The following is a 25,639-nucleotide window of genomic DNA, read 5'->3' on the forward strand; positions in this document are numbered from 1 at the left end:
TGGGAGCTTCACAGCGTTTCTATTACCGCGTTATGTTAATTTGAAAGGTGCCTACATTCCTTCATTAACATGCCTTGTACTAAAAACGCTGTGATAGCTCTGAAACATGCATCTTCAAGTAGCTTGGGTATACATCGTGTGACCCGCACTAATACAAGATTTCATTGGATAAAACTGAATGCTAAAAGATAGTTTAAATAACGTTCATGTGAACGACGAAACCGTACTGATTACCCCTGAAAAATTAAAACAAAATTTACCGGTTTCTGAAAAAGCATTGAATTATATCGCAAACGCGCGTGAAACATTGTCAAACATAATTCATGGCAAAGACAAAAGATTAATTGTTATTAGTGGCCCTTGCTCAATTCATGATGTGGATGCGGCTATTGTTTACGCAAAAAAACTTAAACAGCTACATGATGAATTAGGCGACAGTTTGTATGTTGTGATGCGTGTGTATTTTGAAAAACCAAGAACAACAGTTGGTTGGAAAGGTTTAATTAACGATCCAAACATAGATGGTAGCTTTAATATTGAAGCTGGTTTACACAAAGCGCGTAAATTGTTAATCGAATTGGCCGAACTTGAAATACCTATGGCAACTGAGGCTTTAGACCCTATCAGTCCTCAATATTTAGCTGAGATGTTTAGCTGGTCAGCTATTGGTGCGCGTACTACTGAATCACAAACTCACCGTGAAATGGCCAGTGGTTTATCTATGCCTGTAGGTTTTAAAAATGGTACAGATGGTAGCTTAGACACTGCAATTAACGCATTAAAATCAGCTGCTTCTCCGCATAATTTTATGGGCATTAATCAACAAGGCCAAGTTGCGGTAATTTCTACATCAGGCAACCCAGATGGACACGTTATTTTACGTGGTGGTAAAACGCCAAATTATGATGCTGCTAGTGTTGCTGAATGTGAAGAAAAATTGAAAAAAGCCGGTTTAAACGATGCACTTATGGTCGATTGTAGCCATGGCAATTCAAACAAAGACTATAGCCGCCAACCTATTGTTGCACGTGATATCATGCAGCAAATCATTGATGGTAATCAATCAGTTATCGGTATTATGTTAGAGAGCCATTTAAACGAAGGCAACCAATCAGCTGATTTATGCTTAGCAGACATGAAATACGGCGTGTCGATTACTGATGCTTGTATTAATTGGGACGATACTGAAGAGCTATTACGCGAAATGGCTGATAAATTGGCTGCACCATTAGCTGCTCGTAAATAGGTTCATTAATGTCCGAGGCTACACTGACTGAGCAGTTACTGCAGGTAGAAACTCAAATTGAAGCTCTGTTAAAACAAAAAACAGAGCTTGAACAGAAAATCAAACAAATAAATTTAGCCCACGCACAACAAACTAGCCAATGCCAAAAACGTATCGTGGTAGTTGGTGGTCGCGGTAAGTTAGGTTCACTGTTTGTACGTTTATTTATTGAGTTGGGTCATTCAGTTAGTGTATTTGAGCAACAAGATTGGCCGAATGCGGCAGATATTCTGAAAAATGCAGATCTAGTTGTTGTATCTGTACCTATAAATTTAACTACACAAATAATTCAGCAGCTTGTTGAATATTTACCTGCAAACTCAGTTTTAGCTGATTTAACCAGTATTAAAGCTGAGCCTCTTGCGGCAATGCTAAAACATCATACTGGCCCTGTTGTTGGCTTACACCCTATGTTTGGTCCGGATGTACCAGATATTCATGATCAAGTTGTTGCTTATTGCGATGGTCGACAGCCCGAACAATACCAGTGGTTAATTGATGCGCTTTCTTTATTAGGTGCCAAACTTAATAAAGTGTCGGCTGAATCGCATGACAAGTCTATGGCCTTTATTCAAGTGATGCGTCACTTTTCAACTTTTGTTTATGGATTACATCTACAGCAGGAAAATCCAAAAATTACCGATCTAATTAGTTTAAGTTCTCCTATCTATCGACTTGAATTGGCTATGGTAGGGCGTTTATTTGCGCAAGATTCGCAGTTATACGCAGACATTATTTATTCAAACCCAAATAACTTTGACTTGCTAAAACGCTTTGCTGAGCGTTTTAATGAAGGCATTCAATTGTTAGAAAGCGGTGATAAAGAGTTATTTAAGCAAGAGTTTGCCGATGTTCGCAGCTGGTTTGGTGAATATGCCGAGCATTTCTTAAAAGAAAGCCGCGTCATGTTAGAAGCGGCTCATCACTACACAGAATTAGAAGTTAAATAAATTAATCTTGTTTAAAACCGGTTGAATCACGGATAACTAATTCTGGATGCACAGTACAATTTTGAATAATCGCCTGCGGATTATTTCCTTCTACTTTAGCAATAAGTTTATTTGCTGCATATTTAGCCATTTGTCGCACTGGACGCTTGATTGTCGTCAGTGCCGGAATGACTCGTGAAGCCATTAAGTTATCATCGAAGCCACAGATAGAGAGCTGACCAGGGACTTTAATATCAAGTTCGAAAGCTGCTTTTAACACCCCTGATGCCATTTCATCATTGTTGGCAAATATCACGCTCGGTTTGTCATCAGAAGTTAACAATTTGCGCCCGAGTTCAATACCACTTTCGTATTGATTACTACCTTCAACTATAAAATTTGCTTCAAGTGGGTAGCCGAGAGATGCCATAGTTTCGGTAAAACCTTCATATCGTTCACGTGAGGAACGATAATTCAACGGACCGGTTATCATTGCAATTTTTTCATGTTTTAACGAGACAATGAATTTAGCCATATCGCTGGCAGCATGTCTGTCATTTGACATTACAAATTTATCAGTTGCTTCAGTGTGGCCCGAAACTAGACGGACGTACGGGACGATATTTTCATCTAACATTTGGGCTAATGCATCTACTTCTGACGCAGGGGGAAGTATGATTAAACCGTCGAGTTTAGAGCGGCGAACAAAGTTTAAAACATTGGTATTTAAGTCATCCGATTTATATTTACATGGGTGAACTACCAATTCATATCCACGCTGGCTGCAAGTATCGATCACGCCGCGCTGAATTTCATCAATATAAAGTGCATCGGGTTGATCATATATCAAACCTAAAAGGTAAGATCGACTCGATGCTAAACCTCTAGCTTGTTTATCAGGCACATAGTTGTACTCGGCTATAATTTGTTCAACTTTCTGTTTGGTTAATTCGCCAACCTTCGGAGATTGGTTAATAACCCTTGAGACCGTTCGTTTCGATACACCCGCTAAACGAGCGATATCGTTAATTGTTATTTTTGGCTGATTCATATCTATATTATATCGCATCAAACAAGTTGATGATTTTTACCGCTATTGGTTTTTTATTACACTATTTAACATATATTTTTGTTAACACAAAATTTAAAAGCATATATAGCCGGTATACACTTAAAACTTGACAATGCTACCGGTGGCATTTAGTATTCTTTAACATCAGAACTAAACTGTGTTAACACAAAAAATTGCGTTATTATGACTAAAAAGATAGCACATATTGACGAAATTTAATCACACATTGTAACACAAACAGCAAATTGAGGTCTAATATGATTTACATTGTTATGGGTGTTAGCGGTTGTGGCAAATCTTCGATCGGTGAAATGTTGGCTGAATCGTTAAATATTCCATTCTTTGATGCCGATGATTACCACACAGAACATAATAAAAACAAAATGGCACAAGGTAGTCCTCTGAACGATGACGATCGTCGTCCTTGGTTAGAAGGTTTAGCTGAATTAATGCTCGGTTGGGAAGAAAATGGTGGCGCTGTCCTAGCGTGTTCGGCTCTTAAGCAAAAATATCGCGATATGTTAGCCAGTAAAGTTGGTGAAAAGGCAGTTATTGTCTACCTTAAAGGTAGTTTCGCATTAATTGACCAACGTATTCGAGCGCGTAAAGGGCATTTTATGAATGCTGATTTATTGAAAAGCCAGTTTGATACGTTAGAAGAACCTACTCAGGCTTTGATCATCGATATTTCTCAAAGCCCACAACAAATCGTAGAAAACATACTACAGGAAATAAAATAATGAGTTATCCGTTTCATATTGTTGATACAGAACAAACCATCAGTGATGAAGCTTTAAGCAAAATTCTTGATGACTTTATTGAAGTTAAAGCAAAAAATGCTAAACGAATTTTGATATTGCCACCGGATATTACACGTTTCTATTCAAAGGCTGGTTTTATTTCTGCGTATTTGTACCATGCGTTAAAAGAGCAAGCTGAAATTTTCTTTTTACCAGCTTTGGGAACACATGACCCAATGTCAGCAAAAGAAATTGATGTTATGTTTGGTCCTGATATTCCTAAAGAATTATTTTTGCCACACAAATGGCGTACAGATGTACAAAAGTTTGGTGAGATATCTTCAGAGCGTATGCTTGAGTTATCTGAGGGTAAGCTGAATTACACCATGGACGTTGCTGCAAATAAATTACTTGAAGAAGGCAACTGGGATTTAATTGTATCTGTTGGTCAAATTGTGCCGCATGAAGTAATCGGCATGGCTAACTACACTAAAAATATTTTAGTGGGCACAGGCGGTTCAGATACCATTCACAAATCTCACTTCCTGGGGGCAGTGTACGGTATGGAACGTATCATGGGCCAAATTGATACACCTGTTCGTCGTGCATTAAATGAAGGTTTTGATCAATATTTACGTCATTTACCAATTGAGTTTATTTTGACTGTATTGGGGCCAAAAAATGACAAGTTGGCGTTACAAGGCGTATTCTGCGGTGATGGTGAAGATACCTACGTAGAAGCTTGTAAGTTGAGCCAAAAACTCAATTTAAACCTGTTGGATAAACCAATTCAAAAAGCGATTGTTTATTTAGAACCAGATGAGTTTAAAACTACTTGGTTAGGCAATAAATCAATTTACCGTACTCGTATGGCTATGGCCGATGACGGTGAGTTAATTGTGTTAGCACCAGCTCTACATAGATTTGGTGAAGATATGGCAATTGACGAGTTAATCCGCAAGTTTGGTTATAAAACGACTGACGAAACATTAGAGGCGGTTAAAAATAACCCTGAACTTGCGAATAATTTATCCGCAGCAGCGCATTTAATCCACGGTACGACGGATAATCGCTTTAATGTAACTTATTGCCCAGGTGATGGTGTTACACAAGAAGAGATTGAATCGGTAAATTACAAATATTGTCATTACAATGACATGATTAAACAGTATCCATTAGAATCATTAAAAGATGGTTGGAACACATTACCTAATGGTGAAGAAATATTTTATGTAAGTAACCCAGCATTAGGATTGTGGTCGGTTAAAGACAAGTTTATTTCAAAATGACAAATAAATTTAATGTTGCAAGAATAGACTTAGATATCGCTGGCGGAATTGCTGGCGATATGTTCGTCGCTGCTTTTTGTGATGCTTATGCAGAGTTGCAAGACTGTATTTTGGCAACTGTGCAAAGTGTGTTACCTAAAGATATGGCTGCGCAGACAGGCCAAGTTAAAATTTGGCGCGACATAAATAATGGTATTGGATGTTTGCGTTTTGCCTTAACTGACGGGCATAACCATGCACACACACATACACATAATCACTCGCATCACGAGCACGACCATGGCCACAGTCATAGCGATAAACATAATCACGACCATGGGCATCATCACCATGAGCATAAGCACTCGCAGCAACATTCGCATCATTCTGAAGAAACGACTTATAAAGCCTTAAAAGCAAAAATAGAAAAAGCTCCGATTGCAGCTGGTATACAACAAATAGCAGTAGAAATATTAACCATAATTGGCAAGTCGGAGGCAAAAATCCATCAAACTAGTTTAGACAAAGTTCATTTTCACGAACTCGCTGACTGGGATTCGTTATTGGACGTTGTCTCGGCAGCTGTGATAATTCACAACCTAGATGGAGTGGAATGGAATATTTCTGATATCCCACTTGGTGGTGGCATGGTACAAACTCAACATGGTCTCATACCTGTACCAGCCCCAGCGACTGCAGATATACTCAAAGGACTTAACTTTCGCGACGATGGCATAAAAGGCGAGCGGGTAACACCAACTGGTGCAGCTATCATTCGCTATTTAGTCGAACACAAAAATGCCAAACAACAGCCGCAGTTAGGTTTTTCTGAGCAGTCGCAAGCTTGGCAATTAAAGCAAATTGGTTATGGGGGCGGCCATAAACGATTTGCTAATTTGCCAAATATTTTACGTGTTTTATCTTTTGCTAAAGTTTCACAATCTGCATTGCAGCACCATCAGCTGATCTCGATTGAGTTTGACATAGATGATATGACAGCCGAAGAAATTGCTTGGGCATGTGACAAGTTACGTCAACATACCAGTGTTACCGATTTAGTTGTTGCTAGTGTCCGTGGCAAAAAAGGCCGTTTGGTTGAGCAAGTAAAAATGCTGATTAAACCTGATGGACTTGAAACGGTACGCACGAAAATATTTAAATACACTTCTACAATTGGTGTGCGTTGGCAAAACGTGAACCGGCATTGTTTAGAACGGACGCATACTAGCCTAGAGCACGATGGCCAAGACCTGCCTGTTAAAGTGGTTGATAGACCAGGGCACGCAAGCACAAAAGTGGAGAGTGATGCTTTGGATGGTTGCGAAACCTTAGAAAAAAGACGTTTTATTAAGTCGCAACTAGAACATAAGTAGCTGTAATATTAGGTGGTTTTGATGAATCAACAGCTTAATCAGAAGCTTGCTGAGTTACGCACATACTTAGCGCAATTTCCCGAACTATCAATAGCCGTTAGTGGCGGTGTTGATAGCATGTTACTTATGTATATAGCCGCTGCGCAAAACAATAGAGCAGTTTATGCGATACATGCGTTTTCCGCAGCTGTACCAAGCCAAGCGCACAGTTTGGTAAAAGACTATGCTAAACAATTTAATTGGCAACTAAAGTGTATCGACGTTGCCGAGTTAGAAGATCAAAACTATCGCAAAAATCCAGCAAATCGCTGTTATTTCTGTAAATCAAATTTATATAAAGGCATAGCTGCGGCTTGCAATGGCATTATTGCGTCAGGCACCAATACGGATGATTTATCTGATTACAGGCCAGGATTAGTTGCGGCAAAAGAAAATAACGTAGTTCACCCTTATGTAGCCTGTGATATCAGTAAAAGTGACATATACGCACTAGCCGCTTTTTTGGGTTTAGAAAAGCTCAAAGATTTGCCTGCACAACCTTGTTTAGCCAGTAGAGTAGAAACAGGTATTGAAATAACCCGTGCTGATTTGCAATTTATTGATAAAGTAGAAACTATGCTCAGGCCATATTTTATTGGCAATGGGAAAAATTCTACTTTGCGTTGTCGTGTTACCCATGCGGGTGTATATGTTGAAGCCGATTCTTTGCCTCAGGGTGATACGCTTAAAGCAATTTTAACTTCAGTGCAAAACGCCTGTACTGAAGCTGGTCATATCTTTTCCGGCGTTAGACAATACAAAAAAGGTTCTGCTTTTATAATATGACTTCTAAAAATACCGCTGAATTTAATTGGGATGAACAAAGGTTAGAAAGAACAGGCATTCAAGAGGCCGTTTATTGTTTGCATAAATCTGCCGGACAAATTGCAGATATATTGGCTTATCACCAGCAGCAACAAAGCTCCACTTTATTAACGCGCTTGTCGGCTGCTAAAGTTGAACAGTTACCCAATCATTTGTCTGCTGCGTTAGATTTTAATAGCAGTGGCCAAATCGCTATTTTTAATGCTGAATTTAATCAATATCCACAGCAGCAAAGTGACAAAGATATCTGTATTGTTACAGCGGGTACATCAGATATGTCATTGGCTTATGAAGCTCAAGTCACCTTGGCATTTCACGGTTATAAAGCGCAAATAATTTCTGATGTGGGAGTAGCAGGTTTACACCGACTGCTCAATCGCATTGACGACATTCGCCAGTACAAGTTGGTGATAGGTATTGCTGGAATGGAAGGCGCTTTGTTTAGTGTGTTGGCTGGCTTGATAAAATCTCCGCTAATCGCAGTGCCAAGCTCAGTTGGTTATGGTGTTTCAGCAGGCGGTGATAGTGCATTGTCGAGTGCGCTGGCAAGCTGCTCACCTGGTATAGTTACAGTTAACATAGATAACGCTTTTGGCGCTGCGGTTGCTGCGATAAAAATGATATCAGCATTCACTCACTCAGCTCAAAATAGCTAAGAGGTTTTTATGGAATCCATTTTGATCATTCTGTTTGCCGGTATGTTAGGCATGCTACACGCATTTGATGCAGACCATGTTATGGCTGTTTCTAACCTAATGTGCAAAGAGTCCGAGAATAAGAGCAAGGATTGGTCAAATACCATAGGGCAAACACTTAAATGGGGAATAGGGCACGGTGGCATTTTAAGCATTATCGGCATCGTTTTTATTTGGTTTGGTTTGGGCATGGAAGAAGCATGGGTACAAAGCGCTGAAATGTTTGCCGGTGTTTTATTATGTGTATTGGGTATAGCAACATTGTTTAGCCTGCGCCAAAAATCGTTAACACTGCATACGCATAGCCATAAAGGTTTAACCCATACACACTGGGTAAGTAAATCCAAGCTCAATTCGCATGTAAATCACACCCCTGTATTGGTCGGTATGGTGCACGGTATGGCGGGAAGCGCTTCTATTGTGGCTATGTTACCAAGCTTAATGCAAACGAGTTTAGCGTTTGCATCAATCTACTTAATTGTCTTTAGCCTAGGCTGTTTAATTGGCATGCTAGGTTTTGGATTCTTCTGGAACAAATTTTTTAATAAATTGGTGTTCAAGTACCAGTTATTACAAAAAATCGTGAGAGGGATGTTTGGTAGTGCGTCTTGTTTATTAGGCGTCTACTGGATCCATATGTCGCAGATCTAAAAAGATCTGATTATTTTTTAATAATTGTTGTATTTATGTTGATAAATGCCACCGGTGGCATTATTATTATATGGAACGAACGGAAAATGTGTCATAACTGACTGTTCCGTTAACTACGAATACGCAGCAAAAGCAAAAGTCAAAGGTGATAAAAATGCTTAAAATAGAGAAGTTTACAATTGGTGTGGGCGACCGCTTTGGTCATCAGGCAGAAGCTCAGTTACAAGCAATGATAGATGCGAAAGAAAATTTAGGTGTTGAAATTTTCCCTGTATGGAACAAATCGAATCGCGAGCATCAAATTATTGGTACAGTTCCACAAAGCTTGCGCGATGAAGCTGATGCAGCTGTAAAAGTTAAAGGTTGGGATTTACCTTATTATGTTGACGCTGACCACATCCAATTAGGTACAGTAGATAGCTTTATTGCATGTAGCAACTTTTTTACACTAGACGTTGCAGAGCAAATCGGTTTAGCAGCACCTGAAGCTGACATCGAAGCTTTTGTTAAAGCACAAGCTAAATACATTGGTGAATTAAACATTCCAGGCATCGACGAAACTTTTAACGTTACAGAAGACCAAGTACGTGCAATCGCAAAAGAGTTTTTAGGTGCGGTAAAATTAGCTAAACAAATTTTTGAAAAAATTAGCGCTAACAAACCAGAAGCTTTCGTAACTGAAGTTTCTATGGACGAATGTGAAAATCCACAAACACCTTTAGAATTATTCTTCATTTTAAGTGCTATCGCCCAAGAAGGTATTCCTGCTCAAACAATCGCACCTAAATTCACTGGTCGTTTTAACAAAGGTGTTGATTATGTAGGTGACGTTGCTCAATTCGACAAAGAATTTGATCAAGATTTAGCTGTTGTTGCATATGCAATTAAAGAATTTGGTTTACCAGAAACGTTAAAATTATCTGTTCACTCAGGTTCAGACAAATTCTCTATCTACGAGTCAATTGGTCGCAACCTTAAAAAACACAATGCTGGTATTCACTTAAAAACAGCTGGTACAACTTGGTTAGAAGAAATCATTGGTTTAGCTGAAGCTGGCGGTGAAGGTTTAGTTATCGCTAAAGAAGTATATGCAGCTTCAATTGATAAATACGAAGCTTTATGTGCGCCATATGCAACAGTTATTGATATCGATGCTTCTAAATTACCAACTGCAGAAGAAGTTAATGCGTGGACAAGCGAACAATACACTAACGCATTACGCCATGATTTAGATAACCCAGAATACAACCCTAATTTACGTCAATTATTACACGTAGGTTATAAAGTAGCTGCACAAATGGGTGATCGTTATCTTCAAGCGTTAAAAGACAACAAAGAAATTGTTGGCAAAAACGTAACTGAAAATATCTACCAACGTCATATTTGCAAAATTTTCGGTTAATTACCTGAAAATATCGCACTTATTGAGTGCGCTGCACCAAGTTGTGGTACACTCTTGGTGCGCAAACAAGAAGATATAAGGCAGCGCAATTCTTTGTGCTGCTCACATGGGAGAACGAAATGAAAGATAAATCTGATATCGGCCTAGTTGGCTTAGCTGTAATGGGTGAAAACCTAGTATTGAATATGGCTAGCAAAGGTTTCACTGTTACAGCATACAACCGTAGCTATGACAAAGTTGAAAAATTCTTAAGCGGCCGTGCAGAAGGTAAAACAATCCGTGGTGCTAAAAGCGTTGAAGAGTTAGTAAACTCTTTAGAAAAGCCACGTAAAATCATGTTAATGGTTAAAGCTGGTCAAGTTGTTGACGATTTCATTGAACAATTAATTCCACATCTAGAAGCGGGCGACATCATCATCGATGGTGGTAACACGCATTTCCCTGATTCAAATCGTCGTACTGAATATCTTGCAAGCAAAGGCCTACACTACATTGGTAGTGGCGTATCAGGTGGTGAAGAAGGTGCACTTAAAGGTCCTTCAATCATGCCTGGCGGTGCTAAAGAAGCATGGCCATATGTTAAAGATATCTTCCAAGGTATTTCTGCAAAAGTTGCTGACGAAAAAGGCGAGTTAACAGTTCCTTGTTGTGACTGGGTTGGCGACGGTGGTGCAGGCCACTTCGTGAAAATGGTTCACAATGGTATCGAATACGGCGACATGCAATTAATTTGTGAAGCCTATCAGTTAATGAAAAACGTATTAGGTTTAACTGCTGATGAAATTCATCAAGTATTTGCCAAGTGGAATGAAACTGAGCTAGATAGCTACTTAGTTGAAATCACTCGTGATATTTTTGCTTATAAAGATGAAAACGGTGAGCCGTTAGTAGAAAAAATCTTAGATACTGCTGGCCAAAAAGGTACAGGTAAATGGACTGGTGTTGTTGCACTAGACTTAGGTGTGCCATTAACTTTGATCGCTGAATCTGTATTTGCACGTTGTATTTCTGCACAAAAAGACGAGCGTGTAATTGCATCTAAAGCTATTGAAGGCCCAGCTGTATCATTTACTGGTGATAAAGAAGCTTTCATTGAAGATTTACGTCAAGCCCTATTAGCTTCTAAAATGGTTTCTTACGCGCAAGGTTATGTATTAATGCGCGAAGCGGCGAAAGAGTTTAACTGGGATCTTAACTATGGTGGTATCGCGTTAATGTGGCGTGGTGGTTGTATCATTCGTTCTGCTTTCTTAGGCAAAATCAAAGAAGCGTACGACAACAACCCAGAATTATCTAACTTATTGTTAGACCCATATTTTAAAGATACAGTTGTAGCAGCTCAAGCTGGTTGGAGACGAGTTGTTGGCTCTGCAATCGCTAATGGTATTCCTGCGCCATGTTTAAGTGCTGCGTTAACTTATTTTGACGGTTACCGCACTGAGCGTTTGCCTGCAAACTTATTGCAAGCACAACGTGATTACTTTGGTGCGCATACTTATGAAAGAATAGATCGTCCACGTGGTGAATTCTTCCACACTAACTGGACTGGTCGTGGTGGTGATACAGCGTCAACTACCTACAACGTATAAATAAGTAGTTTTATAACTATTTAATAGCTCCCCGAGCCGCAATACTAGCTTAGCCTGCTTTAAAATGTATTGCGGCTTTTTTGTGCCTGATTTTTGGCTATAGGCCGCTAAGTTGCTTTCACAACATACCTATTTAACCTCAGCTGCGTGTAAGCAGAGTTGAAGTTAATTTATGAATTTTAACGCTAACTCGTTTATTTATACGGTCCAATGCGGATAGTTTTTCATCTATCAAGGCATTTTTATGTATCTAATAGCTGGCTATTAGTAGTAAAAATAACGCAGAAAGATGGAAAAATAGACATATTGGGCAATTTTGATTATGCGCAGCTGAGGTTACTTAACTTTGTTGCTAGATGAAAAAGCATCCGCATTGGACCCTAAAGATAAACGACTAGGTGTTAAAAACGTGCAGCTGAGATTCAATAAAGTCTTGCAGTGGGTATTAACTTCATAATATTACGAGCCGCTTTATCTGAAAGTTTACTGTGGCGAGCCTTGTTATATATAGTTGGTTGTGAGTTTATAAGAAAGCTTTGCTGCATCAGGTGTGCTGAAAAAGTGGAGCTTGACAATAATTATGCTCTGCTTCGGATCTTGTTAAGAGCTTTGGTTTGCAAGACTAGGTAATGACCGCACTGTTAAGCTAAGTACATAGTTTTAGAGGGCAACAAAAAAGGCGCTAAATAGCGCCTTTAGTAAAACTACCAGCAAGAAATACTTACTTAGTTAATTGATAACCTTCTTTAGCTAAGCGATACGATAAATCGTAAGCTAAATCAAACGCAGCAGTTTCGCTTAGTCTGTGCTCTGCAACCATTTGCGCTAAGAAACGACAGTCGATACGTCTAGCTACGTCATGGCGAGAAGGGATAGACAAGAACGCACGTGTATCATCGTTAAAACCAACTGTGTTATAGAAACCAGCAGTTTCAGTGATGTTGTGGCGATAACGCAACATACCTTCAGGGCTATCGTGGAACCACCAAGCAGGACCCACTTTTAAACAAGGGTAGTGACCAGCTAACGGCGCTAATTCACGAGCGTACACTGATTCATCAAGCGTAAATAAAATAATACGCAAATCAGATGCAGTACCGAATTTAGCTAATAAAGGACGTAAATCTTCAACGAAGTTAGTACGGCCTGGAATATCACAACCTTTGTCAGGGCCAAATTGTTGGAAAACCTGTAAATTGTGATTACGACGTGCGCCAGGGTGAATTTGCATTACCATGCCGTCTTCCAAACTCATGCCAGCCATTTCAGTTAACATTTGAGCGCGGAACAATTCTTTTTGCTCGGCTGTTGCATTACCGCTTAATACTGTCGCAAATAATTTTTCACATTCAGCAGTGGTTAAATCAGCAGTTAACGCTGAAGGGTGACCGTGGTCGGTCGCAGTGGCACCATGCTGACGGAAAAATTCACGACGTTTGCGCAATGCATTTAAATAACCATTCCAAGAATGAACGTCTTCGCCGGTTTGACCAGCCATTTTGGCAAGTGTTTCTTGGAACTTCCAGTTGTCAGGGTCAACTACATCATCAGGACGGAACGTGGTGATTACAGTTTTCTCAAGGCCTGTGCCTTTAAGTTTTGCATGATGCACCAAATCGTCACCAGCACCTTCAGTCGTTGCAAGTAGTTCGATATTGAATCTTTTTAATAAAGCACGAGGGCGGAACTCGTCTGAGTTCAGTTTCTCGTTAATCGTATGATAGAACTGCTCGGCATTGGCAGGGCAGAATACTTCAGTAAAGCCAAATACTTCACTAAATACGAAATCCATCCACATACGAGAAGGCGTAGCATGGAATAAATGGTAATTTGCTGCAAATATATGCCAAATTTTTAAATAATCAGTTTCTACTTCACCGCCGTCAACACGCGGAATGCCTAAATCTTCTAACTTGATACCTTGGCTGTAGAACATTCTGAACACATAGTGGTCAGGAATAATAAGTAATTCAGTTGCGTTTTTAAAACATTCGTTATTAGCAAACCAACTTGGGTCAGTATGACCGTGTGGACTGATAATTGGTAGATTTGCCACCGTTTTATAAAGGGCTCTACTTAACTCTCTTTGTTTAGGATCAGAGCTAAATAACCGGTCTGGATGCAATTCTAACGGCTGGATCTGGCTGACCATACTGTTTCCTCAAAAATATCATTAACAATTGAACATAGGGTACACAGTAAATAAGTCAACAATCTAAATTTTCGGTGGCAGCTAGAAGGCAACTTATTTACTGTGCTACCGGTGGCAATGATATAGCGATATTTATGTAACGTCAAGGTTAAAAAATAAACATTTGCCAATAATACGATAAAAAAATTATGCAAAAGTCTACAAAATCTAGAATCACCAATTGTCATTGTTTGTAAGCGAACTTAAAAAAACTTTTGTTAAATAAAAATTACATCAACGAATTAAATTAGTAATACTAATGTGATTAAATTTGGTCGTTATTGGCTGTCACCCCCTTATTTTAGATACTTTAGTAATATTTAATTAAAAAGCGTTTTAGTCTTGTTAGTTATAAATAACAGGTTTAAACAAAATAATTACAATTTGACAAAACTAAAAATCTAGTGCTAGTCTTATGCTACCGGTGGCATAAGGTTGAAAATTTAACATCAACTTTTATTGAAAATATTAAAATTAAACTGGGGTTTTAAGGTTATGAAAGCATGGCGGTTAAACTCAATAATGATGGCGCTTGCGCTCGCGCATAGTGGCATTGTTTACGCTGAAGAAGCAGAGAGCACAACAGATTCAGCAGAGGATAATGAAACTGAAGTCATTTCGGTTACTGGTGTTCAATACAGTGATCAAAAAGCACGCTTAATAGAGCGTGACAAAAAACAATTTAGTACGGTTATCTCAACCGATGATTTGGGCAACTTTGTTGATCAAAATGTTGCTGAATCATTAAGACGTATGCCTGGTGTTACATTGCAGCGTTCAGAAGGTGAAGGTAAATTCGTTACTGTTCGTGGTTTAGGCCCAGATTTTGTGTCTGTGAACATGAATGGTGCATCTATGGCCGGTGCTGGCGATCAACGAAAAGTTGGATTGGATGCGTTGGCTGGTGACTCATTAGGTCAGATCGAAGTTGTTAAAACTTTAACACCAGATATGAATCTAAATTCAATTGGTGGTGCGGTTAACGTTAAATCAATCTCAGCTTATGATCGTGGTAAAGACACACTTAAACTAAAAGTTCAGAACGCCTATTCAGATTTGCGAGAAGAAAATTCTCCTAAAATTTCGATTGATGGTACTCAGTTTCTTTTTGATAAGAAAGTTGGTTTAGGTTTTGTTTTATCTACCGAAGAGCGTAAAACTCAAGTTAATGAAAGACGTCATCATAGTTCGAATGAGCCTAGAGAATATCAGATGGATTTTGACCAAACTGATGAGCAAATCGAACAAAATCCAGTAGTACTCGGACCTCGCCAACTAGAAAATCGACAAGAAATTGCTGATAGAGAAAGACACACTGCTGGTTTAAATATTGAAATTCGTCCTGATGACGCAAATCAATTTTACATTAACACTAATTATGTCGAATTTTCCGACCACGATGTAGCGTTAAGAGAATTTTTTGACTACCAAGATGCCGGCAACGTTGGTTCTGGTGAAATGTTATACGTAAACCCAGAAGATCGCTCGTTTATTGTTTCTGATATAGACGTTTTCCACCAATATTTTGTTCAAGGTTCTACCAAAGACACTTTAACTATCAACATAGGTGGTAAGCATCTAATTGGCGACGCTTGGACGTTTGATTACGATTATACTACCTCAAAAGCTGAAGAAGATTCAGTTGGTGACCACCGTGTACAGTTCAGAGAACGTGATTTAATCGTTTATGGTCGCGGGCATAAAGAGTCAATAGACGCAAAGGTGCTTAGTGGTGAAGAGGCCGCTAGTATCATGGGCGTAGATTATGTTGATGGAATGTTTGGTACATCTGGTAGTGGTGACGCTTCTCAACGAAGTAATTGGAACTTCGACAATCTATTTTTAGAAGATAGTGTTAGAACGGACGATGTTTCTACTTTTAGTGCAAACATAAAATATGACTTCTTAGACTCCGACTGGCTTTATTATGTAAAAGCTGGTGTTTCTATGAGTAAACGTACCCATGAAACTGATAAAGATCGTTGGAGCTTTGAACCAAAAGCTGAATTTTGTGACAACGATGCCTGTGCTGCGGCTACCGCATTTACTCACCAAACCGCTATAGATGAAGGTTATGTATTAGAAATTCCTGCCAATAGTGATTTTCAGTATCCATTTGTTAGCGAACAACTTTTACAAGACTTAGTTGCTTTAACTGAGCCAACTAAACATACAGCCACGGCTGGTGAGAGTTCTATTGATAGTACCGCAAATGACTACAAACTTAGCGAAGATGTCAAAGAAGCCTACATCATGACCGAGATGGAGTTGGCCGACAGGTTAACTTTAATCACAGGTGTTCGCTATGTCGAAACTGAGTTTGCATCAACTGGTTTTATGTCATTAGAAAATGATGATTTCCAATTTGTTGAAGGTGTTGATTATGCATTGGACATATTTATTCCAATGCCAGAGTCTACCAACAAATATAGTGAATTTTTCCCTAGTGCACATTTACGTTACGAACCAACAGATGACTTGTTAGTCCGTGCCGCTATTTGGACCAGTTATACCCGTCCTAACTTCAAAGACTCGCGTGGTTATGCGAAGTTCGACAGTGATATCGAATTATGCCCACCAGGTGAAACAGACAATTGTGATGATTCTTCTCAAGGCGCTTCTGTACTTGAATTACAAGACTTCACTTTAGGTGCCAACAACATGCTAGACGTGGGTAATCCTAATTTAGTCCCAATGACGTCAGTCAACTACGATATGTCTGTTAGCTGGTATGAATCTGAAGACTTATTTATTGAAGCTGCTGTTTTTTACAAAGATATCGATAAATTTATTGCTGAAATTCCAGGTCGCGAAATGTCGATTGCGCAAATGCCGCTGACATTACCAATCAATCAAGTTACCGATTTCATCATTTCACAGGACCAAGTCTTTACTAATGTAAATATTACTGAGAATGGTCAATGGGCTAAAGTGTACGGTATTGAATTAAGCTACAACCAGTTTTTTGACAATGGTTTGTTTATTCAAAGTAATGCAACCTTCCAAACTAGTAAATCTAAACTCCCAGACAGCATTCGTCGCGGGACTGTTTCATTACCGGAGCAGGCAGACATTACAGCCAACTTCACCCTAGGTTGGGAAAATGATGACTATTCGGCTCGTGTTATAGCGAACTACCGCTCAGACGTACGTAAAACGATTGGTTATTGTCCAACCGAAGAATTCTCTTCTGTATGTAAAGATTGGTACGACCAATTTGAAGATGACTTGGCAACGGTTGACTTTAAAGCAAAAGCTAAATTATTCAGTGGGTTTCAGCTGTATTTTGATGCAGTTAACCTGACGAATAATGCAGACCTTAAATACTTTGAAGGTAACGAGTTAAGCGGTGGAAACATGCTGTATCAACGTGAAGAATACGGCCGCACTTTCCAAGTCGGTTTTAATTACAAGTTTTATTAATCGTACAGAATTTAAGCACAATGAAGGCGCAAATGCATGATTTACATTTGTGCCGGATGAGGTGAAATATGAAATTTAATTATAAATTAACCACACTCAGTAGCGTCATTGGTGCAACGCTCTTGTCTGGATGTGGATTTGATCAAGAAATAAATGTTGTAGAGCCACCAGCACCGGCTTTAACTGGTCAATTTGTTGATAGCGCGGTTTCTGGTATTTCGTATATTCGAACCAATGTAAACGGCGAAGTAACAACCGGCGTAACTAACTCTAATGGTGAGTTTGAGTTCTTCAGAGGGGATACTATAGTCTTCCATATTGGTGATCTACAGTTACCGGCAATTCCTCCTAAAAACTTTGTTACACCATTAAGTTTTTTCAAAACTGATAACTCTAACGCCGCTAATGTCGCCAATTTAGCCCGTTTATTACAATCGCTAGATGATGATGGTGATCCGAGCAACGGTATTAATATTTTTTCTTCTGCAGCTGGTTTTGCCAAAGCTAAAACCGATCCTGAAGGAAACGCTTTATCACCAGACGATTTTTTTGCATTAAGCCCAGAAGAATTCGCGCAATCTGTTGAAGAGTGGTTGCCGTCTGCGAGTAACAATACTCGCATGAAAATGGTGAGTTACGATGATGCGTTGGATCACTTTGTTAAAAATTTATCAAATCAATTTGGTAAATATAAAGAGCAAGCGTTTGACCCTGCAATTTTAACTGGTGATATCACGAATATCTTCGCTGAGAAAGGTGTCGCTGTTACCCAAGTCATTAGCTTAACACCGGCCGATGAAACTAATACATCTGGCACGTATGTTGTGAAACAAGATGACGTTGAAGTTGAAGCTGGTAACTATGTGTTACATGCGTCTCGTCAAGTTATTACATTTAACAAAGAAGAAAATGGTGAAGTTGTAGATAGCAATTACCTAATTTCTTTGTCTAAAGGTTCGGGTGGTGATGTATACAGCCTATGTCATAGAAACATTGCGGATATTACCGCAGATTCTGGTTTATACACATTAATCAATGCGTGTGAGACAGTTGATAACCGTAAAGAAAACAAATTTGTTTTAAATGCTGATTTATTGGCTGAAGAATTCGCTGCTGTGCAAGAGTATGCAGAGAATTCAAATATTCCTGAGCCAGCATTATCGGAAGACTTTAGCGCTAGCAGCGTTGATGAATTCTATTCGTCAAATTACAAACGTTTAGCTGAATCTACTACCAGTGGTGCTCTATATTACAAAACGGGCGGCACTATTGAGTTAGTTAATGAAACACTAGTGCTAGCTGGTGACCGTTTCTCTATTGGTAATACAACTCCAGACGTTGGCACAACTGGTGTGGATACTAAATACTCAGGTATTTACAACATCAGTAAAGGTTTCACCATTAGTTTTGACGTTATCGACCATAATGGTTCTGGTAGCCTTAATTTGTATGTTGATAACAACACCACAAGTTCAGGTAGCTCAATCCACGGTGGGGCATCCAAATTTGTCGGTTCATCAATCAATGATGAAAACTTCCCTAAAGGGCAAAGGTTTACTTATACTGCGGTAGAAGGCGATTTCCCAGCTGACGCAACCAACTCTTTCTTCCAACTACGTACTGATAGTGCGGGTAGTATCACAATAGATAACTTAGTTATTGAGACTAATGCAGACGCTGTTGAAGACACTACCTATCATCCAAAACAATTTAGTTGTGCAGAAACCACAGGTTTATATTTCTGTGATGATTTTAGCAGCGAAACTCTAGACAATTGGGATATTTACGCAGCATCTGACAATACAACTGGGCCGGTTGGGGCGTTTGATGTTTTAACCACTAGTGACGGCAACAAAGCTATGCGCTTTACAGCTGATACAGCCGGTGGTGTGCTAGCAACTGTAAAAGATTCAGTTATGGCAAATGTACCAAGTGCTGACTATTTTGTTGAGATGAAAATTCGTCCACGCCAAAACAGCAAAACCTCTAGCAAGCATTTATACATGCTAGGTCGTTATGTTGATAACGACAATTGGTACGCTGGTGGTTTGAATATGCAGAACGCGGTGACCTCTACTCAAGCTGAAATTGCAACAAATATTGCAGCAAGCTTGTCTCGTCCGGTTCAGAAAAAACAACCATTTGTATTAGGTGAAAAAGACGCCACTGATGATGGTATTTGGTACACAGTGCGTTTTGAAATGTTAGGTGATGCTTTAACACTGTACATTGACGGTGAGAACAAAGGCACATACAACGATACAACGTTTACTGCTAAAGGTTTAGTTGGCCTATACACTAACAATCGTTCGTTTGAAATAGATGATGTAAAAATTGGTGATGCGAACGTTAAGCCAGTGCAATTAACTGCAGACTACTCTGAACCAAGCTGGGTTGGTAGTGCAGGAGGCTCTGAATTAGTTATTAATTTGACCGCAGTTAATAGAGATGGCACAGACGACTCTGGCGTGCAGGTTTATTCATCAGATGAGGATGTTGCGACTGTGTCTATAAATGGTTCAGTTGTTACTATCACACCGTTAGCGGAAGGTGATGCAACTATCCATATCGTTTCTGGCTCAGATGAAACAATTTACCGTGAATTAGCGGTAAATGTAGGCCCTTCATTTATCGACTCCACAACTGATTATGGCGACTTAACGACTAAGTTAACACCTGTAATAGATGACGCATCAGCTTATGTTGATACAACATTATCAATCGAGTTTGATTCTGCTCCACAGTTAGGTACTGCTGGTATTGTTCGTATTTTTGACAAAGATACTGGTGACGTTGCGGCTGAGATGAAAGTTGGTTTTGATGCATTAGTACTTGGCGCAAACATTGATAAACAGCGTACACTGCTATATAAATCAATTGATGTAGTCGGCAATAAACTTGTACTTAAACCACAAGTTGGCTCATTAGACTATAACAAGTCTTATTATGTAGTTGTTGGTAATGACGTGGTTGTAAATACCAAATTAAATGGTATTGATTTTGATGGTTTAGGTTCGTCGACTGCATGGGAATTCACTACGCAAGCACAGGCACCAACAGGTACAACTGTTGTAGTAGATGATGATGGCACTGATGCTGACTTTAGAACATTACAAGGAGCATTAGATTATGTAATGTCTGATAAAGACACACCTATGACTATCAGTATTAAAGATGGTACATACGATGAGTTTTTATATTTACGTAACAAGCATAATCTAACAATTGAGGGTGAAAGTAGAGACGGTACAATCGTCCAGGGTGAAAACTTTGATGGTTTAAATGGTGGCTCTAGTGGGCGTCCGTTATTCCTTGTTGAAGGTTCTGACATGTTGCAACTGCGCAACTTCACCCTTAAAAATACCCATATTCGCACTGGTTCTGGCGACCAAGCGGAAACTATCTACTTTAACTCACCAGGTCGACGTTTAATTGCTGAAGATATGAACTTCATCAGTGAACAAGATACATTACAGTTAAAAGGTTATGTTTGGATTTACAATAGCTTAGTCGCGGGTAATGTTGACTTTATTTGGGGTTATCCAGAAGCAGCATTGTTTGAAAAATCTGAAATTCGCACTATTGGTGATTCAAAATCTGCGCCTGACGATACTTCTGGCGGTTATGTTTTACAAGCGCGTGTGCAAGATGACAAATACCCAGGATTTGTTTTCTTAAACAGCGAATTCACCAGTGGCCCTGGTCCTTTAGGCAATGGCGTATTAGACAACTCTACTTATATTGCTCGAAGCGCAGGTAACGATAGTTACTTTGATAATGTTGTATTAATTAACAACAAACTTGGTGCACATATCAACAGTGAAGGCTGGGCAACTAAAGCCTCTACTAGTGATGCTCAACCTGATCCAAATCCAGCATTTGCTACGGCTTCAACTGGCTGGCGGGAATACGGTAGTATGGATTTACAAGGCAATGCATTAGACACAAGTGGTCGTGATATGGCTTCACTTACCTTATCAGGTACTGAAGCTGGCAACTACTATACTCGTACTGCTGTGTTTAAAGACTATAATGGCGGAGAAGGTTGGGATCCTCAACCTACAACAGTTAGCCAATATGTCTTTAGCTGTGCGGACGTAACAGATTTGTATTTCTGTGATGATTTTTCAGCTGGCAACTTGGACAACTGGGATATTCAAGCAACTGATGGTAACACTAGTGGTCCAGAAGGCGTATTTGATGTCGTTGACCTTAATGGCAATATGGCTATGCGATATACAGCTGGTGGCTTAGGTGGTGTATTAGCAACAGTTAAAGATAGTGCTTTAGCTAACGTGCCTGATGGTGATTATTTTGTTGAAGCGCGTATTCGCCCAAGAAATAACAGCACAACCAGCAACAAACAACTTTATCTATTGGGTCGACTAGTTGACAACTTTAACTGGTATGGCGGTGGTTTAAATGTTCAGGGCAGCCCAACTTCTACACAAGTAGAAGTAGCAAAAATGCTCAATGGCGCAGACCATAAAACTGACGTTAACCGTCCAGTACAAAGCAAACGCCAAATCGTTATGGGCGAAAAAGGCGCTGTAGATGATGGTGTTTGGTATAAAGTTCGTTTTGAAATGAAAGGCTCTGACTTGTCTGTGTACTTTAACGGTGAGTTGATTGGTACAGCGCAAGACACTTCATTAACGGCTAAAGGTTTAGTTGGTATCTTTACTTATAATCGTTCATTTGAAATGGATGATTTAAAAGTGGGTAACCCAGACAATAAGCCAGCGCAGTTAACCTTAGATTACGTTGAGCAAACTTGGGTAAGTACAGAAGGTGATACGCCTCTAGAAATTAATGCAACAGCGTTAAAATCGGATCGTACAACGGCTGATACTTTTACAGTTGAATCGAGCAATCCGTTCATCGCAAGTGCAACAGTAGACGGCAGTAAAATTACTGTTACACCTGTTAGCCAAGGCAACGTAACGTTAACTATTACATCAGATAGTGATCCAAGCTTGGAATACACAATCGAAGTTGAAGTCAAACCTTCGTTTATCGATTCAGCAACAAGCTATGGTAACTTATCTGCTAAGTTATCACCAATGCCTGCAGCAGCAGCGCAATATACAGATTCAACTTTATCTATTGAATTTGATTCTGCTCCTACATTAGGTGTTGCTGGTCAAGTTAGAATTTATGAGGTGGGTTCAGATACTTTGGTCGATACGATTAAACTTGACCCTGAAACAGATGTGATAGGTACAACCTCAACAAATCGTACGCCTAAAGTGCGCTCGATCTTAGTTGAAGGTAATACTTTAATAATCAAACCTCATAGCGGTGCTCTTCAGTACAATACCGACTACTACGTAGTTGTTGGTGATGACGTTGCAACCAACGTACAGCTTAATGGTGTTGACTTTGACGGCTTAGGCAGTAGCTCTGGTTGGACTTTCTCAACGCGTTCTGCTCAACCTGTCGCTTCGGATACTGACATCACTGTAGATGACGATGGTTACAATGCTGATTACCGTACGGTACAAGCTGCGCTAAATCACGCTATGGCGTTGGATAAAGATACGCCTGTGACAATTACTGTCCGCGAAGGTACTTATCGCGAAATCTTGTTCTTGAAAGATAAAAACAACGTAACGATTCAAGGTGAAAGCCGAGATAACTCAATTGTTGCTTTCGAAAACTATGAAGGATTGAACAGCGGTAGCGAGCGTGTTTTATTCTTAGCAAGTAATGTTGATAACCTAGTGTTAAATAACTTTACTCTAAAAAATACTCATGAGCGCAGTGGTTCAAGTGACCAAGCTGAAACTATCTACTTCCAAGGAAGTGGTCGTTTAATTGCAAACAACATGAACTTTATTAGTGAGCAAGACACCTTGTTGCTTAATGGTTATGTGTGGATATATAACAGCTTAGTTGCAGGTAACGTTGACTTCATTTGGGGTGCACCAGTTGCAGCACTATTTGAAAACAGTGAAATTCGCACAATCGGGCGTTCAGAAAAAGCACCTAGTGCTTCAGATGGTGGTTATATCTTGCAAGCTCGTGTTAATGATGCAAGTCATCCGGGGTTTGTATTTATTAACAACGACTTTACCAATGGCCCAGGTCCACAAGGTAATGGCATATTAGATAACTCCACCTACATCGCACGTAGTGGTGGTGGTGATTATTTCGATAATATTGTGTTAATAAACAATACTTTTGGTAGCCACATTATTACTAGCGGCTGGAAAACAGACCCAACACCTAATCCTGCAGTTGCAACTGCAACTAGTGGTTGGAGAGAGTTTGGCAGTAAAGATACAAACGGTGCAGCGCTTGATTTGAGTTCTCGCGAAGCAAATATCTCGTTGGAATTAACTGCTAATGAAGCTGATGTTTACTCAGACCGAGCCAAGGTATTTGCATCATACGACAGCGGAAATGGTTGGAATCCACAACCTATTGCTGCACCTGTAATTGTTGATGATGCAGTCACAGGTGACGGTGGTTTTGCTGGTGAAAACGGCCCAGTTACCGGCGGTGCTGGCGGAGACGTAGTTACTGTTGATAATGGTAAAGACTTAGTTGCAGCATTAGCAACGGCTAAATCAGCTGGCATGCCTGTTACCATCTATGTCAAAGGTACAATCACGCCTGCAAACACTGACAATGCAACGCGTAGCATCAATATTAAAGACATTGACGATGTTTCAATTATTGGTGTTGGCACTGAAGGTGAGTTTGATGGTATAGGTTTACAAATTGAGCGAGCGAATAACATTATTATTCGTAACTTGAAGATTCATGATGTACCTAAGAGCTTCGGCGATGCTATTGGCATTCAAAGTGACCAAGGCCAAGATGATACTTCTCGCATCTGGATTGATCATAACGAATTACATGGTTCTTTGAACGTAGGTCAAGATGACTACGATGGGTTGATTGATACTAGATATAATGCGAAAAATATTACTATTTCGTACAACTATATCCATGATCACCATAAAACTATGCTAAACGGTAGCGATGATAAAGATGAAGAAAAGGGTGATCGTTTCATCACTTGGCATCATAACTACATAGCGAATATTGTTTCGAGAGCGCCTTTGTTCCGTTATGGTTTCGGTCATATATATAACAACTACTTCCATAACATCACAGGTTCTGCAATCAACTCGCGTATGGGGGCAGAACTATTGGTTGAAAATAACGTATTTGAAAACGTTAAGAACCCGATCATTTCTAAAGATTCTGCTCAAAAAGGTTATTGGAATGTGCGTGGCAATGAGTTTGTTAGTGTGACTTATTCACCAACAAGTAGCTTTGATTTAACCAAAGAAACTAGTTTTGAGATAGAAGGTCAGTCAACTTCTACTTATGAAGTGACTTATGACTATGCAGATCATTTGATGGATGCATCTAAGGTTAAAGACCACGTATTAGCTAATGCTGGTATTGGCAAGATAGATCAGTCTGGCGATACTATCCCTGCAATTGGTGATAATGGCTCTACCGGTGGTGGTGACACTGGCGGTACACCAAATGGTGTAATCACTGAAGATTTCTCAGCTGCTGATACTGCTACATTTGTATCTGCTACGTATAAGTCTTTACCAGGGGACACATCATCTCCGTTATATGCAAGACAAAGTACTACAGAAACGAAAGTGGGTATATCTAATGGTGAACTATTGCTTAGCAATAGTCGAATCACAGTTGGTCGAAAAGAAGGCTATAAAGATACAACAGCTAAAGGTGTAGATCCTGCCGGCTCATTAGACTTGTCAAATGGGGTTACAGTAAGCTTTAAGTTAGTTTCAATCTCTTTAGATCCGAGTGAAACGAAAAAAGAGGATGAGAAATATTTTCAATTGTACATTGACAACAACACTGGCTCTAGTAGTAGTTCAATTCATGATTCAGCATCAAGATTTATGAATGGCTCTGTTGCAGCCTTGAAATTACAAGTAGGGCAAACTCTAACTTTTGACACGGATGTTGGTACCGCTAATTCGTTCATACAGTTAAGAGCTGAGAGTAATGTTATTGTAGTTGTTGACGACTTAGTTATCACACCTAAGTAATAAATTGTACTTTAATTGTTAATTTCCATACAAAGCCCTTGTTCATACAAGGGCTTTTTTGTTTGCCCAGCGAAGCTGGCAAACCCGTCAGATTGAAAGAAATCTGAAT

General features: G+C 39.5%; 14 protein-coding genes. 12 read left to right on the forward strand and 2 right to left on the reverse strand.

The window, feature by feature from the left end:
• Positions 1–178: 178 nt before the first annotated feature.
• Both WSC_RS0120430 and tyrA read left to right on the forward strand, forming a co-directional pair.
• Complete coding sequence (locus WSC_RS0120430; RefSeq protein WP_016957822.1) at positions 179–1,246, forward strand: 3-deoxy-7-phosphoheptulonate synthase; 1,068 nt, start codon at positions 179–181, stop codon at positions 1,244–1,246.
• Positions 1,247–1,254: 8 nt separating this feature from the next.
• Positions 1,255–2,235, forward strand: coding sequence for a bifunctional chorismate mutase/prephenate dehydrogenase (gene tyrA, locus WSC_RS0120435; RefSeq protein WP_016957823.1), 981 nt, complete (start codon positions 1,255–1,257; stop codon positions 2,233–2,235).
• Between the two features lies 1 nt (position 2,236).
• Here tyrA and WSC_RS0120440 read toward each other — a convergent pair whose 3' ends face one another.
• Positions 2,237–3,265, reverse strand: a complete 1,029-nt coding sequence (locus tag WSC_RS0120440; protein WP_026016975.1) for a LacI family DNA-binding transcriptional regulator — start codon at positions 3,263–3,265, stop codon at positions 2,237–2,239.
• 278 nt (positions 3,266–3,543) lie between these two features.
• Here WSC_RS0120440 and WSC_RS0120445 point away from each other — a divergent pair, with 278 nt between their 5' ends.
• The 8 genes from WSC_RS0120445 to gnd all read left to right on the forward strand — a co-directional run bounded on the left by WSC_RS0120445 (position 3,544) and on the right by gnd (position 11,868).
• On the forward strand, positions 3,544–4,026 hold the full coding sequence (locus WSC_RS0120445; protein WP_016957825.1) for a gluconokinase: 483 nt from the start codon (positions 3,544–3,546) through the stop codon (positions 4,024–4,026).
• Positions 4,026–5,315 (forward strand): nickel-dependent putative hexonate epimerase, encoded by a 1,290-nt coding sequence (locus WSC_RS0120450; RefSeq protein ID WP_016957826.1) that lies wholly within the window; start codon positions 4,026–4,028, stop codon positions 5,313–5,315. The genes WSC_RS0120445 and WSC_RS0120450 overlap by 1 nt, the downstream gene beginning before the upstream one ends.
• Positions 5,312–6,667: a nickel pincer cofactor biosynthesis protein LarC gene (gene larC / locus WSC_RS0120455; protein WP_016957827.1), complete on the forward strand. Its 1,356-nt coding sequence runs from the start codon at positions 5,312–5,314 to the stop codon at positions 6,665–6,667. The genes WSC_RS0120450 and larC overlap by 4 nt, the downstream gene beginning before the upstream one ends.
• Before the next feature lie 21 nt (positions 6,668–6,688).
• On the forward strand, positions 6,689–7,492 hold the full coding sequence (larE, locus tag WSC_RS0120460) for an ATP-dependent sacrificial sulfur transferase LarE (protein WP_016957828.1): 804 nt from the start codon (positions 6,689–6,691) through the stop codon (positions 7,490–7,492).
• Positions 7,489–8,187 carry a nickel pincer cofactor biosynthesis protein LarB gene (larB, locus tag WSC_RS0120465; protein ID WP_016957829.1) on the forward strand — a complete coding sequence of 233 codons (699 nt, stop codon included), beginning with the start codon at positions 7,489–7,491 and terminating at the stop codon, positions 8,185–8,187. Before larE ends, larB begins: the two co-directional genes overlap by 4 nt.
• A 9-nt stretch (positions 8,188–8,196) precedes the next feature.
• Positions 8,197–8,877, forward strand: a complete 681-nt coding sequence (locus tag WSC_RS0120470; RefSeq protein WP_016957830.1) for an urease accessory protein UreH domain-containing protein — start codon at positions 8,197–8,199, stop codon at positions 8,875–8,877.
• Between the two features lie 154 nt (positions 8,878–9,031).
• Positions 9,032–10,279, forward strand: coding sequence for a tagaturonate epimerase family protein (locus WSC_RS0120475; RefSeq protein WP_016957831.1), 1,248 nt, complete (start codon positions 9,032–9,034; stop codon positions 10,277–10,279).
• Between the two features lie 119 nt (positions 10,280–10,398).
• Positions 10,399–11,868: a decarboxylating NADP(+)-dependent phosphogluconate dehydrogenase gene (gnd, locus tag WSC_RS0120480; RefSeq protein WP_016957832.1), complete on the forward strand. Its 1,470-nt coding sequence runs from the start codon at positions 10,399–10,401 to the stop codon at positions 11,866–11,868.
• A gap of 721 nt (positions 11,869–12,589) precedes the next feature.
• Here the strand turns inward: gnd and uxaC are convergent.
• Complete coding sequence (gene uxaC / locus WSC_RS0120485; RefSeq protein ID WP_016957833.1) at positions 12,590–14,020, reverse strand: glucuronate isomerase; 1,431 nt, start codon at positions 14,018–14,020, stop codon at positions 12,590–12,592.
• A 534-nt stretch (positions 14,021–14,554) separates the two neighbouring features.
• Between uxaC and WSC_RS0120490 the strand changes: the two genes are divergently transcribed.
• Together WSC_RS0120490 and WSC_RS24515 are read left to right on the forward strand one after the other, a co-directional pair.
• Positions 14,555–17,482 (forward strand): TonB-dependent receptor, encoded by a 2,928-nt coding sequence (locus WSC_RS0120490; protein ID WP_026016977.1) that lies wholly within the window; start codon positions 14,555–14,557, stop codon positions 17,480–17,482.
• Between the two features lie 68 nt (positions 17,483–17,550).
• Positions 17,551–25,530 carry a pectinesterase family protein gene (locus WSC_RS24515; protein WP_016957835.1) on the forward strand — a complete coding sequence of 2,660 codons (7,980 nt, stop codon included), beginning with the start codon at positions 17,551–17,553 and terminating at the stop codon, positions 25,528–25,530.
• Positions 25,531–25,639: the final 109 nt, after the last annotated feature.

Origin of the sequence: Catenovulum agarivorans YM01 (assembly GCF_000281085.1) — a bacterium.
GTDB lineage: Bacteria > Pseudomonadota > Gammaproteobacteria > Enterobacterales > Alteromonadaceae > Catenovulum > Catenovulum agarivorans.

Coding starts and splice junctions, on each gene's coding strand:
- WSC_RS0120430 (WP_016957822.1), top strand. CDS start 179: ATGCTAAAAGATAGTTTAAATAACGTTCATGTGAACGACGAAACCGTA.
- tyrA (WP_016957823.1), top strand. CDS start 1,255: ATGTCCGAGGCTACACTGACTGAGCAGTTACTGCAGGTAGAAACTCAA.
- WSC_RS0120440 (WP_026016975.1), bottom strand. CDS start 3,265: ATGAATCAGCCAAAAATAACAATTAACGATATCGCTCGTTTAGCGGGT.
- WSC_RS0120445 (WP_016957825.1), top strand. CDS start 3,544: ATGATTTACATTGTTATGGGTGTTAGCGGTTGTGGCAAATCTTCGATC.
- WSC_RS0120450 (WP_016957826.1), top strand. CDS start 4,026: ATGAGTTATCCGTTTCATATTGTTGATACAGAACAAACCATCAGTGAT.
- larC (WP_016957827.1), top strand. CDS start 5,312: ATGACAAATAAATTTAATGTTGCAAGAATAGACTTAGATATCGCTGGC.
- larE (WP_016957828.1), top strand. CDS start 6,689: ATGAATCAACAGCTTAATCAGAAGCTTGCTGAGTTACGCACATACTTA.
- larB (WP_016957829.1), top strand. CDS start 7,489: ATGACTTCTAAAAATACCGCTGAATTTAATTGGGATGAACAAAGGTTA.
- WSC_RS0120470 (WP_016957830.1), top strand. CDS start 8,197: ATGGAATCCATTTTGATCATTCTGTTTGCCGGTATGTTAGGCATGCTA.
- WSC_RS0120475 (WP_016957831.1), top strand. CDS start 9,032: ATGCTTAAAATAGAGAAGTTTACAATTGGTGTGGGCGACCGCTTTGGT.
- gnd (WP_016957832.1), top strand. CDS start 10,399: ATGAAAGATAAATCTGATATCGGCCTAGTTGGCTTAGCTGTAATGGGT.
- uxaC (WP_016957833.1), bottom strand. CDS start 14,020: ATGGTCAGCCAGATCCAGCCGTTAGAATTGCATCCAGACCGGTTATTT.
- WSC_RS0120490 (WP_026016977.1), top strand. CDS start 14,555: ATGAAAGCATGGCGGTTAAACTCAATAATGATGGCGCTTGCGCTCGCG.
- WSC_RS24515 (WP_016957835.1), top strand. CDS start 17,551: ATGAAATTTAATTATAAATTAACCACACTCAGTAGCGTCATTGGTGCA.